Source organism: Bacteroides sp. FSHCM14E1 (assembly GCF_019633785.1).
Taxonomy (GTDB): domain Bacteria; phylum Bacteroidota; class Bacteroidia; order Bacteroidales; family Bacteroidaceae; genus Bacteroides; species Bacteroides hominis.
Genome location: NZ_JADKYL010000002.1, coordinates 373,271 through 394,177 on the forward strand (window position 1 = coordinate 373,271; position 20,907 = coordinate 394,177).

Genomic DNA, 20,907 nt, shown 5'->3' on the forward strand with positions numbered 1-20,907 from the left:
GAAAACATAGATATGACAAAAGCAAAAAAGCTAATAGAGGTAGCTATGCCGATTAAAGAAATATCGGCCGAAAGTGTACGTGATAAATCTATTCGTCACGGGCACATTTCTACTTTACATTTATGGTGGGCACGCCGTCCACTTCCTGTGTGCAGGGCTGTAATCTTTGCCAGTCTGGTACCAGACCCATTGGATGAACAATGCCCGCAGGCTTTTAAAGATGCTATACAGGAGTTGTTAGGAAACGATCCACTATATGCACCTTATCCGGATATTCCATATACTGCCATATACGATCCAATGCCGGACAATCTACGCAATCGTTTGCTGATGTTTATAGGTAAGTTTTCTCCAGTCTGTCAAACTAATATGTTGAAAGGCAAAAATACAGCTTCGAAAGAGCAGTTAAGTGAAGGTTGCCTGATAAAATGGGAAAGTAAAAATGATAAGGTTGTTTTGACAAAAGCAAGAAAGTTAATTTGGGTTGCATACAATGCAGGACAGAATCCTGATGCTTCTTTTATTTCGTTAAGTCAATCATTTGATGCTGCCTATCAAGCTATTGAAGAAGCTGAAAACAATCTCTATAGTTGTATAGACCGTCATTTAGAAACTGATATCATAAAAGAAAAGGAAGTTGCGCTACAAACTGCAATTGATTGTTTTCAAAAACAGATGCCAAGTGTGTTCGATCCATTTGCGGGTGGAGGCGCTATACCTTTAGAGGCAGCACGTTTGGGATGTCGCAGTTATGGCAATGATATTAATCCAGTTGCCCATATCATTGAAAAAGGAAGTGTAGAGTTTCCACAGAAATATGGTAAGCCCATACGATATACAGAAGAGGAGTTTCGTCGTATTTACGGGAAAGAAGGTATAGACATACTCATTACCAAGGGAATTTCTATCTGTAACGGCATTATTGATATTCCCAACAGGCTTTCTTTTGATGTGGAATATTATGCCAAGCAATTGTTAGCTATGACAGAGAAAGAAGTAGGGTATTTATATCCTGCAGATGAGAATGGGAACAAACCAATCGCTTACTATTGGGCAAGAACTGCTACTTGCTCTAATCCAAGCTGTAAAGCAGAAGTTCCTTTATTGAAGCAGTTTTATTTGGCAAATACTTCATCGAAAAAGGTGTATTTGAATCCTGTCATTAATGGGACAGATATTCAATTCGAGATTAAGGAAGGAACGTGCCCTATAAAAGAAGGATGGAACAAAACAGGAAACCTAACTTGTCCATGTTGTGGTAGTGTAACAACTTCTAAGCAAGTAAAAGAACAGTCTTGTGAATCCCAGTTAAAGGAAAAATTTATTGCAACTATAGTAGAGTCTCATGGTGGAAAAAATATCAACTTCCATCCATAGACTTATTACTCCCCAATATTGATTACCATAATGAGTTTATACCCTTAGAAATGATGACTAAGCAAACAGACTTAATTAGCAGTCGTGGATGGGGAATAAATCAATGGTATCAAATGTTTTCTAGCCGCCAACTTTACATGCTCCAATCATTTACCAAAAACTTCTCTCTTTTAAAAAACAAAATAGAGCCTACACAATACACTCAAGCTCTTTACACTTACTTAGCAATCTGGATTGATCGAATTGCTGTTGTAAACACATCTTTGGGAAGATGGCATAATAGTGGTGAAAAAATAGAACACCCATTCAGCAGACAAGCTATTGCCATGGTTTTCGATTATCCGGAATCCAATCCTTTCTGTAGTAGTTCTGGCAGCGCAACAAACCAACTTGAATGGATACTGCGATATATAGAATCAGAAAGTAATTCTTCTTTTTGTACTAATTTAAAAAATGCATCAAGTGGAGAAAGAAACCAATTTGGAGAAAAACAACTAACCGCTGTGGTTACAGACCCTCCATATTATGATGCGATTGCGTATGCTGATATATCAGATTTTTTCTACGTTTGGCTAAAGCGAACATTAAATGATACATATCCATTAAACTTTTCAACACCGCAAACACCTAAATCAGAGGAGTGTACTGCGCTAAAACATCATCATAACAATAGCGAACAAGAAGCTAAATTATACTTTGAAAAGAAGCTCACAGATATATTTGATGCAATAGAACAACAAACGTCTGATATTGTCAGTATAATGTTTGCTCACCAAACAACAGAAGCATGGACCACGTTGTGTAATTCTATTCTAAGTGCCCGCATGAACATAACAGGCAGCTGGCCTATGGATACTGAAATGGCAAATAGAAGTTTGGGACTGGCAAGTGCCGCACTTGAATCTTCTGTAACCGTTTCCTGTCGTCCCTCCGAACGTTCTGGTTATGGCAGCTTCAAACAAGTGAAACGAGCCATTGAAGAAAAAGTTAATAAAGAGGTAGAAAAACTTTATGGGTTAGGTTTTCGCGGCGCCGATCTATTAACAGCTTGCTTTGGACAAGCAGTAAGTGAATTTGGCAAATATGAAAAAGTAGAGAAAGCTGATGGAAGCGAAGTGAATGTAACAGAACTTTTAGAACTTGCAAAAACAGCAGCCTTCAATGCCTTGCTCAGAGGTTTTGAAGGAGATGAATATACCAAATTCTACATTGGCTGGTTACAAATGAATGGTATGGGAAAGACTGATTTTGATGACGCTGCCAAATTCACACGCATCGGCATGAATATAGATGTTAGCAACATATTCCATCATCATTTACTAATTAAAGATGGAAACAAACAACATTTAGCTTCCTACACAGAGCGAATCACAGGCGAAATACAAGGCACTAGCATCAGTGATCCATTGATAGACCAAGTACAACAAGCAATGATGCTATGGTCTAAAGAAAATCGTCCTAAACTATTGCGTCTTATTAAGCTGGTAGGTTCTGAAGCTAACAATAGTTTTTGGCGTGTATTGGCCTCCCTAAAAGAGTTACTCCCCGATGGAGATGACCTTAAACAAGTAAATGAGCTACTTGCTAATAGTGAGGAACTAATTCAGTCTTGCCAGAAGGATATAACCGGTCAAGCTACACAAATGAATTTAGGATTTTAATAAATACAGAATGATTATGAATGATAATTTATCCAAAGCACTCAGTATTTTTATTGAAGCTATGCGTCCGTTTGTCGTGGGTTTCTTACTGGAGAAATTTAAGGATGAGCCTTGGGAAGGCGTATTCTTTGCACGGCTTAAACCGGACAAACAAAACACTTGGAATAAAGCTGTTCAGTCGCTATCCGCAAATAGTGACCGTAAGCAACTGGTAGATTATAGCAATCTCTCAAGCTTTGCCATTGCCTTTAAACAAGAGCTAACCGATGAATTGGGAAGTAGCAAGGAGGCAAATAAACTTATCAGCTATCTGCAAGAGATACAGGAAGTACGTAATAAATGCAACCACTATCAGCCATTGGATGAAGACGAGATAGACAGAGCTTTTGGCACTATGAAATTAGTAGCTAAATTACTTCAGATGCCTGATTTAGTGACAGAAATAGATACAATAAAAAATAGAGGAAATGAACCGACTATTCAAATAGAGACACCTATCACTACAGAAGCTTCTTCTACAGTTTCTTTCTCCGAAAACTCCCCTCTACCGGCCTGGTATACGAATGTATACCCTCATTATGACATCCGCAACGGCTCACTTGACGAATCTGTTTTTGCTGCAAACCTTAGCGAAGTGGCTATGGGCATCGGACAAGAGGTGTATAGCAATCCGACTATGTTCTTTGAAAAGACCTATATCACAGCCGGATTGCGTGACATAGCCAACCGGGTTGTTCGGGCGTTGAATGGTGAAGAAACCGATAACCGGGTAATCTCCCTGCAGACAGGATTCGGAGGTGGTAAAACGCATACGTTGATCTCTTTATACCACATTACAAAAACTGGAAAATCTCTACTCTCTTCAGCTTATACTCAGCATATTTTAGATAGTAAAGTAGCTCCTCAGTTTGAGAATGCGCAAGTAGCAGTGTTTACCAATAACACCACTGATGTATCACAAGGCAGAACCACCGATAATGGAATCACTATTTATACTTTATGGGGAGAGTTGGCTTATCAATTAGGAGGTTTAGAAGGATACAACTTAATTAAAAAGAATGACATAGAACGAATTTCACCGGCAGCCAACTTATTCCGACCTATCCTGGAAAAGTCAGCTCCTGCTCTTATACTAATTGATGAGTTAGCGGACTATTGTAATAAAGCATCGGCAGTCATGATAGGAAAAGGAAGTCTATCTGACCAGACTATTGGTTTTATGCAAACACTGACTGAAATAGTATCTTCCGTACCTCGCTGCGTATTAATTGCCACATTACCCGCTAGCGCAACGGAAGTTGCTTCATCGGCCATCGGTCAGCAGATACTGACTGCTTTAGAAAACCGTATTGTCCGGGTTGGAACAAGTATTAAACCCGTCGAAGATGAAGAAATATTTGAAGTCGTTCGCCGTCGTTTATTCGACAACATTGGGAATCCACAAGTGATAGAGCTTGTTTTAAACCGTTACAAGAATACATATCATAATCGGCGTTCCGATTTACCCAATCAAGCCGACCGCATGGAATATATTAACAAGATGCGCAAATCTTATCCCTTCCATCCGGAATTGATTGATATGTTTCGTTTAAAATGGGGACAGGATTCTCGTTTCCAGCGTACTCGTGGAGTATTACGATTATTAGCATCCATCGTGAAGGATTTATGGACACGACGGGGATCATTAACCGGTACCCAAGCATTAATCCATACCTCGGATGTCAACCTTAGTAATCTGCCAACATTGACAGGTACTATAACCAGCCTGATGGGAAGTCAGTGGGAAACAGTGATTCATGCCGATGTTATAGGTACCTCAAGCAATGCTTATAAAATAGATAACGAAGATCCTAACAACAATATCGGTAAATATAACTTAACCCAAGGTATAGCCACTACCATATTAATGGCTTCATTGGGCAACTTGCAAAACAAAGGATTGACTATTGAAGAACTAAAACTATGTATTTTGAAACCTAGTGCATTCAATCATAGTGAAGTAAATAGTGCATTAAACAAATTGGAACAAGTAGCTCATTATCTCTATTCCACTAATGTTGGCTCACGCAGTTATTGGTTTCAATCCAAACCTAATATCAATATTTTGGTAAATCAGGCTAAAGCTGAAATAAACCAAGCGGATATTTCGGGGGAAATTATTAATCGACTAAATGTACAAACCCGTAATGTATCAAAAATCAAGGTACTGGTTAATCCAGCCAATGACATTCCTGAACAAAAAAGCCTTACATTGGTGATACTCGGCCCTGAGTATACAACACAACCCGGAAGTATAAATACCAAAACCAAAAAGCAAGTTGAGCAAATAGCCCAAAATAAAGGTAATAGTAGTCGAATATACAGAAATACTATACTATATTTGGCATGCTCTGAAATAGGTTTAGGTATGCTACATAGTAAGCTACTCGAGTATTTGGCTTGTACGAAAATACAAGCTGAATATAGTGGACAGATAGAACCAGAACAGAAGAAAGATATTTTGGAGCGTAAAGCCGAGTACGATAAGCAAGCAAATGCTTTACTTATTTCCGCTTATAATATTGTATGTAAATACTCTGTAAGCGAGGGGCTAGAGAAAATCGAGATTAAAGATTTTGCACAAGATTTTAACACGCAACTAAGTAGCAATCTTTTTAACAATATAAAAGAAGAAGAATGGCTGCTTGAAAAGTCAATTGGGCTCGGAACTTTACGCAGCAGTGGCTTATACCCTACAATAGAGCAACCTATACAAGTTAACGACTTATATGAATCCTTTTTACGATTTGATGACAAACCCATGATTTGTGGAGTGGAAACTGTCAGTCAAAGTATCCAAAAGTATTGCGAGAATGGTGATTTTAATGTAGCTTGTGGTGAACAAGGAAACTACAATCGCATTTATCATCATGAATCTGTTCCATTCTTAGATGTTACCGATCCGCAATATTGGTTAGTGGATAAATCTATTAATAATCAACCAAAATCTGAAGAAAGTTCTACCGATGAACAGTCAAGTGCTTGGAATTCACCCACAGGAGAAAAATCGGAGCATACGGACTACTCCCAACCTGTTGATGAGATACGGAAATTCAAGTCCATCAAAGTATCCGGAAAAGTACCGGTTGAGCGTTGGACTGATTTATTCTCCAGCTTTGTTGTTCCTCTCAAAAATAATGGTTTGGAAATAGAAATCTCTTTTAAGGCTAAAACCACAAGTTCAAATCCATTGGATGAATCGGCACAAATTTACAAAGTAGTAAAGGAATCGGCAATGCAATTAGGCCTCAATTTGGAAGAAGAATAGAATAAATAAAATAAAGTAAGAGCCATGAAATCTGTGACTCTTACTTTATTTTTGCTACTTATTATTGTACCTCTTTGGAATTAAGAGATGGATAATAAAACCGGACAAGTATCTACCAGTCAATCATATTTATTGTAAAAAAACGCAAGTAAAGATACAATTCGTGCAGAGATAGACTATTCAATATTACCTAGAAAGACAACAAAGTGAGTATTAGAATTCAATATATATGAGGAAGTTAATTAAAAATCATATTTTCACATACTAAAGCGCGTGACAAATATAATGCAAACATATATAAATATAACATAATAAACAGAGGAAAAACACAAAATAAAAAGCGGTAAATCAATGATTTACCGCTTTTTATTTTATATACTACTTATTTATTTATAGATATTAGTGGACCTCTTCAAAGTCAGCATCCTGAACGTTATCGTCTTGTTTGCCGTTATTTTGTCCAGCATTAGCCTGACCTGCGTTCATATCCGGACCAGCCTGCGCACCACCTTGCGCACCACTCTGAGCGTACATTTCAGCACTTGCAGCCTGGAATGCAGTATTCAGTTCGGCCATAGCGCTATCGATAGTTGCCATATCCTGAGCCTTGTGAGCATCTTTCAGTTTCTGAAGAGCTGTTTCGATCGGGGCTTTCTTATCTGCCGGCAACTTATCACCCAGTTCCTTCAACTGAGTTTCAGTCTGGAAGATTAAACTGTCAGCCTGATTCAACTTGTCGATCTTCTCACGTTCTTTCTTATCTGCTTCTGCATTAGCCTCAGCTTCTGCTTTCATCTTTTCGATCTCTTCTTTGCTCAAACCGCTGGAAGCCTCGATACGGATAGCCTGTTCCTTACCTGTAGCTTTATCTTTAGCAGATACTTTCAAGATACCGTTGGCGTCAATATCAAATGTAACCTCGATCTGAGGAACACCACGGCGTGCCGGAGCAATGCCAGTCAGGTTGAACTGACCGATTGATTTGTTCTGTGCAGCCATCGGACGCTCACCTTGCAAAACATGGATGGTGACCTCGGTCTGATTGTCGGCAGCAGTAGAGAATGTTTCGCTCTTACGTGCAGGAATTGTAGTATTAGCGTCAATCAATTTAGTCATAACACCACCCAGAGTTTCGATACCCATTGACAACGGAGTTACATCCAACAAGACCACACCTTTGATTTCGTCAGTCAGTACAGCACCTTGAACAGCGGCACCTACAGCTACTACCTCATCCGGATTAACACCCTTTGAAGGAATTTTACCGAAGAAATCTTCAACCAACTTCTGTACAGCCGGAATACGTGAAGAACCACCTACAAGAATTACTTCATCAATATCTGAGTTACTCAAACCAGCATCTTGCATTGCTTTCTTACAAGGTTCAAGACAAGCCTGAATCAGATTGTGAGCCAAAGATTCAAATTTAGCACGAGTCAGAGTCTTAACCAAGTGCTTAGGTACACCACCTACCGGCATGATATACGGCAAGTTGATTTCAGTACTTGTAGAAGAAGACAGCTCAATTTTAGCTTTTTCAGCTGCTTCTTTCAAACGCTGCATAGCCATCGGATCCTGAGTCAGGTCAGCACCTTCGTCATTCTTAAATTCCTGAACCAACCAGTCGATAATTACCTGGTCAAAGTCATCACCACCCAAGTGAGTATCACCGTTTGTAGAAAGTACTTCAAATACGCCACCGCCGAATTCCAGAATAGAGATATCGAATGTACCACCACCTAAGTCGAATACGGCAATCTTCATATCTTTGTGAGCCTTGTCGAGACCATAAGCCAACGCAGCTGCTGTCGGTTCGTTTACAATACGTTTCACTTCCAGACCGGCAATCTGTCCGGCTTCTTTTGTGGCCTGACGCTGTGAATCAGAGAAATATGCAGGAACAGTGATTACTGCTTCTGTTACTTCTTGTCCCAGGTAATCCTCAGCTGTCTTCTTCATTTTCTGCAGAATCATTGCTGAAATTTCCTGCGGAGTATATAAGCGTCCGTCTATATCTACACGCGGAGTATTATTATCACCCTTCACCACTTTATAAGGTACACGTGCGATTTCTTTCTGCACCTGATCCCAATTTTCACCCATAAAACGTTTGATAGAGAAAACTGTACGGGTAGGATTCGTGATAGCCTGACGTTTTGCAGGATCACCCACTTTACGTTCGCCACCGTCTACAAATGCTACAATGGAGGGAGTTGTACGTTTACCCTCACTATTTGCTATTACTACAGGTTCGTTTCCTTCAAATACAGAAACACAAGAGTTTGTAGTTCCTAAGTCAATACCAATAATTTTTCCCATGATCGTTATTCTTTTATTTATTATTATTTCAGTTTCTTTTGTCCGGTTATTCCCGCACCCCCTTCAGGAGTTTGTCTCAAACGGACGACTATAAAAAAACAAACCTTGTGCCAAAAGGTTGAGTAAGATGGAAAGTGACAGGATTCTGACAGAAAGTCAGATTTTGACATTTTCATGTCACCCAAAGGATGAAAAAGAGTCAAAGTTACAGGGAAATAAAATAATAATTCCCCGCCCTGAAACGGACGAGGAATTATCGTTGAGATGAAAAAAGAGAAAGTAATATCTAAAACCTTTCAATCCACTCTCCAGGTATGGTTATGCGAAAACATCCCATAGTATGAAAACGGATTATTATGCGTATTTCTGTTTCCGAAGTATCGAGTTCGCCCACCAGTCCATTTAAAGAACCTCCGGTGACACGAACCATAGGAGCCGGTTCCGGACAATCAGGTATCCACTCCACAGCAGTATCTATATGAGAAAACAATAATTGATAACTGTTCACCTGCCATTCCGGTATCCGATATTCCCATATATTTTGAGGAATAATTAATCCTTGTATTCCGGACAACTGCAAAACATCAGATTCTGAAGCCCAGATAAGAATGCAACGAGTTATCTGTGGTAACAATGTTTCCTTGGGACGGCCCTGCCATTGATAAGTAATTTTCCGCAATGGAAGATAATTCCGTACTTTTCGTTGATCCAGTTCTTGTTTTACACGTTGCTCTGCCCGCGAAGCTGTAAAAGCAAGATACCAATGACATGACTGTTTCTCCGCCATTTCGGGCTTTTCATTTATATTCATCTATCTCTTATTTTGTTAAACTCACCATAGAAGCAACCATTGCAGCAATAGAAGCCATGGAACTACTCATGCCTGCTGCTCCGGACACAGTAGCTTTTTTCCGTTCTTCTTTAGTGGGAACGATTATTTCACACCCGGGCTCAATGGCATTTGCCGTATTGTGTCTTAATCGGGAAACAGTGCCATTCATATATACAACATAGGCACGTCGCTTCAAGGCCCGGTTGCCAAAGCCGCCGGCTTGACCTATATAATAATCAATTCCACTTCCTTTTTGATAAAGAACCGTATTGGGATACATCACAGCTCCGGTTATGGTCACAGTACTGACATATTTAGGAATAAAAAGTACATCTCCCTCACGCAACACCAAATCTTCATCGGACTTTGGTTTTGCTAATGCTTTTTCAAGTTCAATACCTACTGAATAAGTCTGATCGACTTCCAGAGCAGCCAAAGATACCGAATCTTTTCCGGTTCCCTTAACAGCAAACCGGACTGCATCTTGTTTTTGCCGGATTTCATCAGCTGTCATCCTACGCATCAGGCGTGCACCTTTTACATAGGCATCTTTCGACAATCCTCCGGCCTTAGCTATCAGATCACTCAACCGTTCATTCCTTTTAGTCAGCGCATAGTTGCCTGTGAATATTACTTCTCCATCAACCGTCACATTCGCCTGTTTCTGATAGCCCGGGCTTCTACGTATAAAAACCATATCATAAGGTTCCAATTCAAACACCCTCTTTGCTCCTATCAATAGGCCATTCTCCAATTCAACCGTAAAACTTTTCCCTATTACAGAAGAGGAAGAGGTGCTTTTAGCATCTTTAATACGCCGCGATACATCGATACGAACCGTTGAAGCTGATTCCAACAGACCACCGGCTTTTAAAATCAGATCCTGGATAGTCATATTTTTAGCAAAAGGAAAATATCCCGGATTTGCCACATCGCCATAGATAGCCAATGTTCCTTCCTTTTCCAGTTCCCGGATACTCGATATATAAAGTACATCATTTTTTTGAAGGGGTAAATCAGGAATACTCCCCTCCATCAGTTTCCTCAAATCAACAGGAATCATTTCATGTGACAGATCCTCACGCTCTCGCTTAAGCAACGCTCTATTAAGAAAAGCATCCCCACGAAGCCCTTCGGCCTGACATATCAGTTGTTTTATAGTTCCTGTCAAACTGTCCAGTTGATACATACCGGCACGATATACTGCCCCACGAACTTCCACTTTATTAGAGAAACGATCTAATACCGCCTCTACGGAAACTTCATCATCATCAGTCAGAATAAAGTTTTCATAATCCACTTTATCTACATTATATATTTGCTTCTCTCTTCCGCTACGACGCAATAAACGAACCGTATTCCGATAAGCATCCCCTGTAAAGCCGCCTGCATAGTTGATTAAGGTAGCCAGAGACTCTCCCTGTTTCATCTCATAAATCATCGGTCGTTTCACTTTTCCTGAAATACCGACCAGATTCTCATAAGGAGAGACCAGAATCACATCTCCTTCCGACAAACGGATATCATCTGCCAGTTTTCCCTCCATTATATATTTATATACATCCACATCAGCTACCTTTTCACCGTTCCGCACGACTTGAATCGTACGCAAGCTGCCAATTCGATTGACCCCTCCAGCCCGATACAAAGCATGAAACACTGATGCAAAAGCAGATAACCGATAGGTACCGGGAACTTCAACCTCCCCCATGACATTGACCATAATGGAACGTATCTTTCCTAATGTCACCTTGATATGTACCGATTCTCCGGAGATAGCTGCATAGATTTTACTAAATTCACGCCGTAGATGCTGCTCGGCCTCCTGCATGTTCAGACCACTCAGGTAAATAGGACCGATGTTCTCCACCACAATACTTCCTTCGGGAGAGATAGTCTCTCTTACCGTATTTTCCGAAGTTCCCCATATATCAATTATCACTTCATCTCCCGGTCCTAACATGTAGTTTTCTGGAGTAGGAATATTCAGATTAGGTTCAAATGACAAGTTCCGACTTGCAAATATATTGCGTCCAAAAACCTGAGTTTGTTCGCTCTGTCCTACTACTTTTTGCAGCTCTTCCTGTTGAGCCCTTACCCATCCAATAAATAAAAGAAACAGTAAAAAGACTAATACTTTCTTGCCCATTTTCCTAAGTTATTCTATAAGATTATTTTTCTTCTTAAATCTCCGAAAATCATAAAGTATCCATATCAGACAAGCAAGCAGTCCTAATATTACACTTCCAAGAATCAATCCTAATAAAATCATAGTAGTTAGCTTTTAATATATTCTCAATAAAACACTCTTATTATCAACGTATTATATCTAAAAAAATGTGTTTTTAAACGTACGTTTAAAAACACATTAAAAACAAGTGATTCGTTAAAGGGAAAGATTTATAAAATCATAGAGATAAAATGAAAAGAAAAAGAACAGACATTGATTTGAGAATGAGGTTATTTCAATAACAATGAAAGTTAAAATGAAGTCTTTTTATTAAACACTTTGTGTATTTAAATATTAGCTTTATCTTTGTGAACAAATAAACGTACGTTTAAAAACACATTTTCATCGGCTTTCCCTTTGCTCGTATTTACGGCATTTTCCTTATTAGGCAGACCTATAATCCGGAATAATCCTGTATTTTTGCACCACGACTAATCAATATTTAAAGTATGATGAACCGATCTTCTTTTATTCTTTTTGTACTAATATCATTTCTGCTCACTGCTTGCAAAGAAAAGCAGAAAGCAACACTCACTGTCGAAGAAGGTGTTTCGGCCCCTCTTTCATATGCAGAAGGATTCGGAATAACACATTCTCCTGAATACACTACAGTAACAGTATATAATCCCTGGAAACCGGGAGAGACCTATGATATCTATTATCTTGTGAAAACCGAAGATCAGCCTGTCCCTGCCAACGGTCACAAAATAGTGATCCCACTAAAAAGTATTATGACCAACTCAGCTACTCATTTGGGGTTTCTTGAACTTCTGGGGGAATTGCATAAAGTGACAGGGGTGTGCAACTCGGCCTATATTTACAATCCTACCATTCTGCAAGGTGTCAAGGAGGGTAAAATAAAAGATTTGGGCGATGCTTTCAATCTGGACATAGAAAACTTACTTTTATTACACCCACAGGCCGTAATGACTTCTGCCTACAATACCGAAGACGAAAACAGCCGACGTATGAAACAAACGGGATTGCCGATCCTATATAATATTGAATGGCAAGAAAAATCTATTCTGGGACGTGCAGAATGGATTAAATTTGTCGGAGCCCTTTTTGACAAAGAAGCATTGGCTGACAGCATTTTCGGGCAAATAGCAAAACAATACAATGAAGTAAAAAAGAGTGCCGAGAAATTTTCATATGCGCCTTCTATACTTTCCGGGCAAGATTACAGGGGAACCTGGTCTATGCCGGGAGGAAGAAGCTATAGTGCACAACTCTTCCGCGATGCAGGTGCCAATTACTATTATGCCAACGACACAACAGCTTCCGGTAGTATATCCAGCAGTATTGAAGAAGCTCTGATACATTTCAACCAAGCTGACATATGGGTAGGCGTACAAGCCAATACTTTGGAAGAGTTGGGACGAATGGACTCGAAATACAAACTATTCAAATCATATAAAGACGGCAATGTATACCATATAAACAAGCGGGCAAATGCTACTGGTGGAAACGACTATTGGGAAAGTGGAGTAGCTCGTCCGGATCTATTATTGAGTGATATGATCAAGATCGTTCATCCGACACTATTGCCTGACTACGAGTTAACTTACATGGATAAATTAAGAAGTGAATGAAAAACTACCGGCTGTTTTTATTATTAATCATATTATTAGTCATTGCTTTCATGGCAGATATTGCTATTGGAAGCGTCAACCTCTCCATACGAGACGTATGGGATACACTTACCGGAGGCAGTGATAATCTTATCTATCGTGAAATTATCATCAATCACCGACTTCCCAAAGCATTAACAGCTATTTTAGCAGGAGCATCACTTTCTGTTGCCGGAGTATTGATGCAAACTCTGTTTCATAACCCACTGGCCGGTCCTGACGTATTGGGAGTAACTTCCGGCGCCAGCCTGGGAGTAGCCTTACTCACTTTAGGCACTTCTTCGCTTCCTTTATGGCTTATAGCAGGATGGGGGCAAGTGACAGCTGCTATCATTGGGGCTATAGGAGTTTTATTATTGGTAATAATCGTTTCTATCAAAATACCTCAGACTGTCTCTCTGTTAATTATAGGCATGATGTTCGGCAACTTTGCCGGTGCCATCGTCAGTATCCTGCAAAGTATGAGCAATCCGGATACTCTCAAGCTTTTTATTACCTGGACCTTTGGCAGCCTCTCTTCAGTGGGCTGGGAACAGATGAGTGTGATGGCCCCTGTCATTGCCTGTGGAATTCTGACTGCATTGCTCTTGCAAAAGCAACTCAATATTTTGTTGTTGGGAAAAAACTATGCCAACGGATTGGGAGTCTCTGTGATCAGATTACGCCTTTGGATTATTCTGGCCACTGCACTTTTGGCCGGAACTTCGACGGCTTTTACCGGTCCTATAGCCTTCATAGGCATCACCATGCCCCATGTAGCCAGAGGATTGTTTGGGAGCCCTAATCACCGTATTATTCTTCCGGGCTCCATACTGTGTGGTGCCATTACGCTGTTAATTTGCGACTTAATTTCTCAAATGCCCGGAATGCAGGGTACATTACCTATCAATGCAGTAACTGCTTTGTTTGGCTCTCCAGTAATCGTTTGGATCATATTCCGCAACTCATATCTAAAATAAGAAGAACCATTATTATACTAAACCTTAGTTAAAAGATACAGAGAAGGGTGTCCCACGTGGGACACCCTTCTCTGTATCTTTTAACTAAGGCACTACTATTTTTTCACTAATACCATTACCAATGTTCCGTCTGCGTTATACAAACCAATTCCACCACCGGACAATACATCAAATGATTTCACCTCATTGATAGCCTTCATCACTTTACTTTCTACCTCCATGTCCGGACAAGCCATCATAGTAGAAATAACATTTGGGAAAGAAATAGAACGAGGATTTTCTTTATCAGTTTCAAATCCTCCATTAATCAGATTACATCCGGCATTTCCATGAATAGATTTCTTTTTAATGTCAAAACTGATAAAAGGCTGCTTCTCCATACCGGAAGGGATAGCCTCACCATTCACTTCCTCTATTTTCCATTCACCGTTCAGTGCAGACAACTTCACCGTAGATACTTTCTTCTGAAGGACAACTACCGGGCGACTGGAAGCATTACAAAGAGCCATGTTCTGTTTACCCAGTTTTTTATAACTCTTTACCTGTCCCAATGCATTCAGTACATTTTGTTCCGTTGTCATATCAGGACAAGCCATACGAGTACTTCCCAAACGACTCATATCAATAGTACCGGGTTTTGAATTTAGATCTATCGAACCCATCATACGATTACAGCCGCTGTTACCATATACTTTTCCAGTTGCTGTATCAAAACCGATAAACGGCAATTCCTGATTCTCTGCCGGAACAATAGCTGAACCGTTCACTTCAATAATGTTCCATTCACCATTTAAAGATGATAAAGAAGCGGTCTCTTTGGTTGAACCACAAGATGACATTGCGAATGCTGCACCTGCCATGCAAATTGAAAACAATACTTTTTTCATTGTTATACTATTTAAGTTAAATATTGGCGCAAATATAGATAAAAAATAATATAAAGTTGATACATTTGTCGAATTAAGATAAACAGAACAGACATACGAATAGTTCAACAAACAATATACAATCATGAAAAGACGTATCAGAACCTTATTACTCCTCCTCTTGACAGTCGCTTCGGCGGCAATTGCACAGAAAGATTATTCCGTACCCCTCGCTTCCCCCTTGGCTCCATCGGTTGATGAAGAAACGAATTTCATAACAACGTATTTTCCGATGAAACAATTATGTAAGTGGACACCTGGAATAAAATTTATGTTTATTCCGGATAGTGGTGACGAATTCATCCCCATATTTTATTGTTACGAAAACGGGAAAGAAGTAGTTAACGACTTACTCAAAAATAAAACTGTAGAATATGTAGGATCAGAAGAAACAGAGCATGAAACATATATCGGTAAAATATATACTTCACGTTTCATTTTTGAATGTGAAGGTAAAAAATACTATTATGAAATGAAAGATACCAAACTAAACGATCTGTGTGATAAAGATCCTCGTGCCGGTATCAACGGGCTCGTCTACCTGCAAGATATAAATACTGCCAAAGAATTATTGATTGGAAAAACACTTTATACCCGGACTACCATAGTAAAAGTAGATGATGTCAGCAGTTACTCCGGATACAGAGAGGTCAGCATTCCCAAAGGCGAACCCGTAAAAGTCATAGCAATAAGTATTGGTAGCAAAGCTTTTCCTGTGAGAATTGTTTTTACTGACAGTGAAGGGAACACCTATTATATTGACGTAGCCATGTCCAGAACAAATTCCTGTATGGAACCTGAAGATTTTCAAGCAGAAAAAAGGATGAGCTACTTCCCCAATGCATTTTCTTTTACCAATCCGGACATTAAAGCCAAAGAGTCCATTCAATCTAAATATATCGGACAAGCCGTTTATCCCTTAAAAACAATACGAACAAAACAAGCAGATTTACTGCGTTATACTCCCCTACAAATCAAAGATGTGCAACCTGAAAAAACAGGAACGTCAGTTACACTCCTACTGGCAGATGTTTTGGGAACAACATACCGAATAAAAGTAGATTTGAGATATGACCCTATCCTTAGAAATGAAGATTTCATCGAAAATCTTTTTGAATTTGCCAACATACGAAAAAAATATCCGAACATTAGCGAAGCCAACTGGTTAATGCTTGCTAAAGGAGAGGTAAAACCGGGTATGACAACCGAAGAGTGTAAGTTGGCAATCGGCGAACCTATCGAAATCAGAGCCCGGACCGACTCTCGTTTTGAGACATGGTTATACAGAGGAAAAATACTGGAGTTTGAAAATGGTATCTTGCTTCGCGCCAAATAAAGAAACTTAAATCGGCGAATATTCTGAAATAATGCCGTATATTTGTTCCATCAACAATTCTTAAATTCTTAATTTAAAATTCTTAATTAAAGAAATGGGTAGAGTTCTTATTATCGGTGCAGGCGGTGTAGGTACCGTTGTAGCACACAAAGTGGCACAAAATGCCGATGTATTTACTGATATCATGATCGCCAGCCGCACGAAGTCAAAATGTGACGACATTGTGAAAGCCATCGGCAACCCCAGCATAAAAACAGCCCAAGTGGATGCTGATAATGTAGACGAACTGGTAGCACTATTCAACGACTTCAAACCGGAAATGGTTATTAACGTTGCTTTGCCTTATCAAGATCTGACTATCATGGAAGCCTGCCTGAAAGCAGGTGTAAACTACCTGGATACCGCTAATTATGAGCCTAAAGACGAAGCTCACTTTGAATATAGCTGGCAATGGGCTTATCACGAACGTTTCAAAGAGGCAGGTCTGACTGCTATCTTAGGTTGTGGATTCGACCCAGGGGTAAGTGGCATTTATACGGCATATGCTGCCAAACATTATTTCGATGAAATTCAATACCTGGATATAGTAGATTGTAATGCCGGAAATCATCACAAGGCTTTTGCTACAAACTTCAATCCGGAAATCAATATCCGTGAAATCACCCAAAACGGACGTTATTATGAAAACGGACAATGGGTAACCACCGAACCCTTGGAAATTCATAAAGACTTGACTTATCCGAATATAGGTCCTCGCGATTCATACTTGTTATACCACGAAGAGTTAGAATCACTTGTAAAACACTTTCCAACTATCAAACGAGCACGTTTCTGGATGACATTCGGTCAGGAATATCTGACTCATCTACGTGTGATTCAGAACATCGGTATGGCCCGCATCGACGAAATCGATTACAACGGGCAAAAAATTGTTCCTTTGCAATTCTTGAAGGCCGTGCTACCTAATCCTCAAGATCTGGGTGAAAATTACGAAGGGGAAACCTCTATCGGTTGCCGCATCCGTGGCTTAAAAGATGGCAAAGAACGTACCTACTATGTATACAATAACTGTAGTCACGAAGCAGCATACAAAGAAACTGGTATGCAGGGAGTAAGCTATACCACAGGTGTCCCGGCCATGATTGGTGCCATGATGTTCTTCAAAGGCGAATGGAAGCGACCGGGTGTGAATAATGTGGAAGAGTTTAATCCGGATCCGTTCATGGAACAATTGAACAAACAAGGTCTGCCTTGGCACGAAGAATTCGACGGAAACCTGGAATTGTAATTAACATAATAATATGTCAATTGGCTATATGCCACCTTGTGGTAAGCTGATTGACATAATTTATACATTGGGAAAATCATCAAAGATGAATATAGGAGATAAAGCCCCTGAATTGCTGGGTATCAATGAAAAGGGAGAAGAGGTACGCCTCAGCAACTATAAAGGAAGAAAAATCGTCCTTTATTTCTACCCCAAAGATAGCACTTCCGGCTGTACGGCTCAGGCTTGCAGCCTGCGTGATAATTACGCAGAATTGCGTAAGGCCGGATACGAAGTGATCGGTGTTAGTGTAGACAATGAAAAGTCACATCAAAAATTTATTGAAAAGAATAATCTGCCATTTACCTTGATTGCCGATACTGATAAAAAATTAGTAGAGCAATTTGGAGTATGGGGAGAGAAAAAGCTATATGGCCGTGCCTATATGGGTACTTTACGCACTACTTTCCTGATCAATGAAGAAGGAGTCGTTGAACGAATCATTGGTCCGAAAGAGGTAAAGACCAAAGAACACGCTTCACAAATTTTATAAATCGATCATTATGGCAAAGAAAGAAGACGAGTTAAATTTTGAAACAGATAATAATAAAATGGCATCAAGCGAAAAATTAAAAGCCTTACAGGCTGCCATGGACAAGATAGAGAAAAGCTTCGGTAAAGGTTCTATCATGAAAATGGGTGAAGAAGTGGTAGAACAAGTAGAAGTAATTCCTACAGGTTCGATTGCACTGAATGCAGCATTAGGCGTAGGCGGTTATCCCCGCGGAAGAATAATTGAAATTTATGGTCCGGAATCATCCGGTAAAACCACACTGGCGATCCACGCCATTGCAGAAGCACAAAAAGCCGGTGGAATTGCCGCTTTCATTGATGCTGAACATGCCTTTGACCGTTTTTATGCGGCCAAGCTGGGAGTGGATGTAGATAATCTGTTTATCTCTCAACCGGATAACGGAGAACAGGCACTGGAAATTGCAGAGCAATTGATCCGCTCTTCAGCCATCGACATCATCGTAGTGGACTCCGTAGCCGCCTTGACTCCGAAAGCAGAAATAGAAGGAGACATGGGCGACAATAAAGTAGGTTTGCAGGCTCGATTAATGTCTCAGGCATTACGCAAGTTGACATCAGCAGTGAGTAAAACCCGTACGACTTGTGTTTTCATCAACCAATTGCGTGAGAAAATCGGTGTAATGTTCGGTAATCCCGAAACAACAACCGGTGGCAATGCATTGAAATTCTATGCTTCGGTACGTTTGGATATCCGCGGTTCACAACAAATAAAAGACGGTGAAGAAGTGATTGGTAAACAAACAAAGGTCAAGGTTGTGAAGAACAAAGTAGCCCCTCCTTTCCGTAAAGCAGAATTCGATATCATGTTTGGCGAAGGTATATCACATTCTGGAGAGATTATTGATCTGGGAGCCGATTTAGGAATCATCAAGAAAAGTGGTTCATGGTATAGCTATAACGACACGAAGCTGGGACAAGGTCGCGATGCAGCTAAACAGTGTATTGCCGATAATCCTGAACTCGCTGAAGAACTGGAAGGATTAATCTTCGAAAAACTGAGAGAACACAAATAACTCTAATCAATAGATAACGATTGGCTGTATTTCATTGAATGACAGCCAATCGTTTATCATATATCAATTCAGAGAATTCCGTTTTTCCAATGCCAACGGATAGTACTTATCCAGTAACATCGCCCACTCCGCTATAAGTTCAATTGGCATTCTCTGACCATTTTCATCACCAGACTCTGCAAATGTCCTTATCCGATCATCCAATGTAACCAAGCGCCGTATCTCCGGTTCTCTCTCACCTAATACCTCTACAATAATATCCAATTTCGTAATTTCACTTTCACTCATAGTATTTCATTTTAATTAAGTCATTAAAAGTACATCCTTTTCATCAAATATCTTCATATTACTTGCTCTTTTTTCTCTTTCTTTGTAACATAATTCGTCCCGTTACGTCTTACAAATATAAACATTGACAAAAACGAATCCATGGATGCTGAGAGTTTTAAAAAAGAGTTTCTGCCTTATCACCGCAAACTGTACCGTGTAGCTTACCGACTACTGGAGAATTCAGCCGATGCGGAGGATATAGTGCAAGAAGCCTACCTGAAGCTGTGGGATAAGCGGGAAGGACTGACTGTTATTAGTAATCCGGAAGCATTTAGTGTCACTTTGGTAAAGAATATGTGTTTTGATTTGCTCCGCTCAGGAAAGTACATATTGTCCCGACAAACCGTAGAACTGTCTACCGTTCAGGATATTTCCCAGTCGGACAACCTGGAAGTACGCGAAGGCGCACGACAGGTAAAAGATATTATAGCCCACTTACCCGAACAGCAGCAACGGATCATAAACATGCGCGATATCAAAGGCTGTTCTTACGAAGAGATAGAACAAGTTACCGGATTGAATTCTATTAATGTTCGTGTACTGCTATCACGAGCAAGGAAAAAGATACGTGAAGAATTTAATAAATGGAATAATTATGAAAGTCGAAGAAATTGAAAGGTTGCTCGCCAAGTTTTATGAGGGGACTACTACCGAGAGCCAGGAAGAGGCGCTGAGAGATTATTTCAGAACAACGGAAGTGCCCGAACATCTGCTGAAGGACAAAGAAATCTTTCTTAACCTTTACTTAAACGCAGATCATGATGTGGAAATTCCTGCATATTTGGAGGACAAACTAAACTTGTTGATTGATGAAATGGCCGAGAAAGAACAACGCTTCTTCCGCCCCAATAGTTCCAAGAACAATTGGCGCTGGATTGGAAGTATAGCAGCCACTATATTATTACTTGTCGGTCTTGGATATGGTATCGACAATCTGGGTAAAAATGTGTGTCCACCTACACCGCAAGACACGTTTTCTGACCCGGAAGAAGCCTATCGAATGTTTCAGGCGACATTACTGGAGATTTCCGTTAACCTGAACAACGGATTCAATGAAGTGAAGGAAAGCCAAATTGACATGAGAAGAATACATCAAGAAGTAAAAAACGAAATAAAAAAATAAAC

The 20,907-nt window shown here is 39.9% G+C and carries 16 protein-coding genes; 11 read left to right on the top strand and 5 right to left on the bottom strand.

Features of this window, described 5'->3' with window-relative positions:
- The first annotated feature begins 12 nt into the window (after positions 1-12).
- Genes ISX59_RS21140 through ISX59_RS04600 form a run of 3 tightly spaced genes read left to right on the top strand, consistent with a single transcriptional unit; the run spans position 13 to position 6,345 of the window.
- A complete protein-coding gene (locus tag ISX59_RS21140) occupies positions 13-1,377 on the top strand; it encodes a DUF1156 domain-containing protein (protein WP_255580123.1) in 1,365 nt (454 codons plus the stop codon).
- Positions 1,378-1,427: 50 nt separating this feature from the next.
- Positions 1,428-3,038 (top strand): hypothetical protein, encoded by a 1,611-nt coding sequence (locus ISX59_RS21145; RefSeq protein ID WP_255580124.1) that lies wholly within the window; start codon positions 1,428-1,430, stop codon positions 3,036-3,038.
- 16 nt (positions 3,039-3,054) lie between these two features.
- On the top strand, positions 3,055-6,345 hold the full coding sequence (locus ISX59_RS04600; RefSeq protein ID WP_220575703.1) for a DUF499 domain-containing protein: 3,291 nt from the start codon (positions 3,055-3,057) through the stop codon (positions 6,343-6,345).
- A gap of 399 nt (positions 6,346-6,744) precedes the next feature.
- On the opposite strand, the gene dnaK is transcribed toward ISX59_RS04600, so the two are convergent.
- From dnaK to ISX59_RS04615, 3 genes are all read right to left on the bottom strand, one after another.
- Positions 6,745-8,664, bottom strand: a complete 1,920-nt coding sequence (gene dnaK / locus ISX59_RS04605) for a molecular chaperone DnaK (protein WP_032540870.1) — start codon at positions 8,662-8,664, stop codon at positions 6,745-6,747.
- A 286-nt stretch (positions 8,665-8,950) separates the two neighbouring features.
- Positions 8,951-9,475 carry a UpxY family transcription antiterminator gene (locus ISX59_RS04610; protein ID WP_032540871.1) on the bottom strand — a complete coding sequence of 175 codons (525 nt, stop codon included), beginning with the start codon at positions 9,473-9,475 and terminating at the stop codon, positions 8,951-8,953.
- Positions 9,476-9,482: 7 nt separating this feature from the next.
- Positions 9,483-11,645: an SLBB domain-containing protein gene (locus ISX59_RS04615; RefSeq protein ID WP_186993138.1), complete on the bottom strand. Its 2,163-nt coding sequence runs from the start codon at positions 11,643-11,645 to the stop codon at positions 9,483-9,485.
- A gap of 533 nt (positions 11,646-12,178) precedes the next feature.
- Between ISX59_RS04615 and ISX59_RS04620 the strand changes: the two genes are divergently transcribed.
- Both ISX59_RS04620 and ISX59_RS04625 read left to right on the top strand, forming a co-directional pair.
- Positions 12,179-13,318 carry an ABC transporter substrate-binding protein gene (locus ISX59_RS04620; protein WP_032540898.1) on the top strand — a complete coding sequence of 380 codons (1,140 nt, stop codon included), beginning with the start codon at positions 12,179-12,181 and terminating at the stop codon, positions 13,316-13,318.
- The gene (locus ISX59_RS04625; RefSeq protein ID WP_005809813.1) at positions 13,315-14,316 is read left to right on the top strand and encodes an iron ABC transporter permease; all 1,002 of its coding nucleotides are present in this window, start codon (positions 13,315-13,317) and stop codon (positions 14,314-14,316) included. The genes ISX59_RS04620 and ISX59_RS04625 overlap by 4 nt, the downstream gene beginning before the upstream one ends.
- 95 nt (positions 14,317-14,411) lie before the next feature.
- Here ISX59_RS04625 and ISX59_RS04630 read toward each other — a convergent pair whose 3' ends face one another.
- Positions 14,412-15,203 carry an META domain-containing protein gene (locus ISX59_RS04630; RefSeq protein ID WP_005809815.1) on the bottom strand — a complete coding sequence of 264 codons (792 nt, stop codon included), beginning with the start codon at positions 15,201-15,203 and terminating at the stop codon, positions 14,412-14,414.
- 124 nt (positions 15,204-15,327) lie between these two features.
- On the opposite strand from ISX59_RS04630, the gene ISX59_RS04635 reads away from it, so the two are divergent.
- The 4 genes from ISX59_RS04635 (at position 15,328) to recA (ending at position 19,452) form a co-directional block, all read left to right on the top strand.
- A complete protein-coding gene (locus ISX59_RS04635; RefSeq protein ID WP_032540873.1) occupies positions 15,328-16,578 on the top strand; it encodes a hypothetical protein in 1,251 nt (416 codons plus the stop codon).
- A 94-nt stretch (positions 16,579-16,672) separates the two neighbouring features.
- The gene (locus ISX59_RS04640) at positions 16,673-17,866 is read left to right on the top strand and encodes a saccharopine dehydrogenase family protein (RefSeq protein WP_005818807.1); all 1,194 of its coding nucleotides are present in this window, start codon (positions 16,673-16,675) and stop codon (positions 17,864-17,866) included.
- Between the two features lie 85 nt (positions 17,867-17,951).
- Positions 17,952-18,398, top strand: a complete 447-nt coding sequence (bcp, locus tag ISX59_RS04645) for a thioredoxin-dependent thiol peroxidase (RefSeq protein WP_005775939.1) — start codon at positions 17,952-17,954, stop codon at positions 18,396-18,398.
- Positions 18,399-18,408: 10 nt separating this feature from the next.
- Positions 18,409-19,452, top strand: coding sequence for a recombinase RecA (gene recA, locus ISX59_RS04650; protein ID WP_005775938.1), 1,044 nt, complete (start codon positions 18,409-18,411; stop codon positions 19,450-19,452).
- Between the two features lie 63 nt (positions 19,453-19,515).
- On the opposite strand, the gene ISX59_RS04655 is transcribed toward recA, so the two are convergent.
- Positions 19,516-19,740, bottom strand: coding sequence for a hypothetical protein (locus ISX59_RS04655; RefSeq protein ID WP_005809822.1), 225 nt, complete (start codon positions 19,738-19,740; stop codon positions 19,516-19,518).
- 141 nt (positions 19,741-19,881) lie between these two features.
- Here ISX59_RS04655 and ISX59_RS04660 point away from each other — a divergent pair, with 141 nt between their 5' ends.
- Positions 19,882-20,397, top strand: coding sequence for an RNA polymerase sigma factor (locus tag ISX59_RS04660; protein WP_005818801.1), 516 nt, complete (start codon positions 19,882-19,884; stop codon positions 20,395-20,397).
- Positions 20,378-20,905 (top strand): hypothetical protein, encoded by a 528-nt coding sequence (locus ISX59_RS04665; protein WP_005775935.1) that lies wholly within the window; start codon positions 20,378-20,380, stop codon positions 20,903-20,905. Before ISX59_RS04660 ends, ISX59_RS04665 begins: the two co-directional genes overlap by 20 nt.
- Positions 20,906-20,907 lie beyond the last annotated feature (2 nt).

Bases quoted from the DNA above. Each gene is read 5' to 3' on its own strand.
- ISX59_RS21140 (WP_255580123.1), top strand. From the start codon at position 13: ATGACAAAAGCAAAAAAGCTAATAGAGGTAGCTATGCCGATTAAAGAA.
- ISX59_RS21145 (WP_255580124.1), top strand. From the start codon at position 1,428: ATGATGACTAAGCAAACAGACTTAATTAGCAGTCGTGGATGGGGAATA.
- ISX59_RS04600 (WP_220575703.1), top strand. From the start codon at position 3,055: ATGAATGATAATTTATCCAAAGCACTCAGTATTTTTATTGAAGCTATG.
- dnaK (WP_032540870.1), bottom strand. From the start codon at position 8,664: ATGGGAAAAATTATTGGTATTGACTTAGGAACTACAAACTCTTGTGTT.
- ISX59_RS04610 (WP_032540871.1), bottom strand. From the start codon at position 9,475: ATGAATATAAATGAAAAGCCCGAAATGGCGGAGAAACAGTCATGTCAT.
- ISX59_RS04615 (WP_186993138.1), bottom strand. From the start codon at position 11,645: ATGGGCAAGAAAGTATTAGTCTTTTTACTGTTTCTTTTATTTATTGGA.
- ISX59_RS04620 (WP_032540898.1), top strand. From the start codon at position 12,179: ATGAACCGATCTTCTTTTATTCTTTTTGTACTAATATCATTTCTGCTC.
- ISX59_RS04625 (WP_005809813.1), top strand. From the start codon at position 13,315: ATGAAAAACTACCGGCTGTTTTTATTATTAATCATATTATTAGTCATT.
- ISX59_RS04630 (WP_005809815.1), bottom strand. From the start codon at position 15,203: ATGAAAAAAGTATTGTTTTCAATTTGCATGGCAGGTGCAGCATTCGCA.
- ISX59_RS04635 (WP_032540873.1), top strand. From the start codon at position 15,328: ATGAAAAGACGTATCAGAACCTTATTACTCCTCCTCTTGACAGTCGCT.
- ISX59_RS04640 (WP_005818807.1), top strand. From the start codon at position 16,673: ATGGGTAGAGTTCTTATTATCGGTGCAGGCGGTGTAGGTACCGTTGTA.
- bcp (WP_005775939.1), top strand. From the start codon at position 17,952: ATGAATATAGGAGATAAAGCCCCTGAATTGCTGGGTATCAATGAAAAG.
- recA (WP_005775938.1), top strand. From the start codon at position 18,409: ATGGCAAAGAAAGAAGACGAGTTAAATTTTGAAACAGATAATAATAAA.
- ISX59_RS04655 (WP_005809822.1), bottom strand. From the start codon at position 19,740: ATGAGTGAAAGTGAAATTACGAAATTGGATATTATTGTAGAGGTATTA.
- ISX59_RS04660 (WP_005818801.1), top strand. From the start codon at position 19,882: ATGGATGCTGAGAGTTTTAAAAAAGAGTTTCTGCCTTATCACCGCAAA.
- ISX59_RS04665 (WP_005775935.1), top strand. From the start codon at position 20,378: ATGAAAGTCGAAGAAATTGAAAGGTTGCTCGCCAAGTTTTATGAGGGG.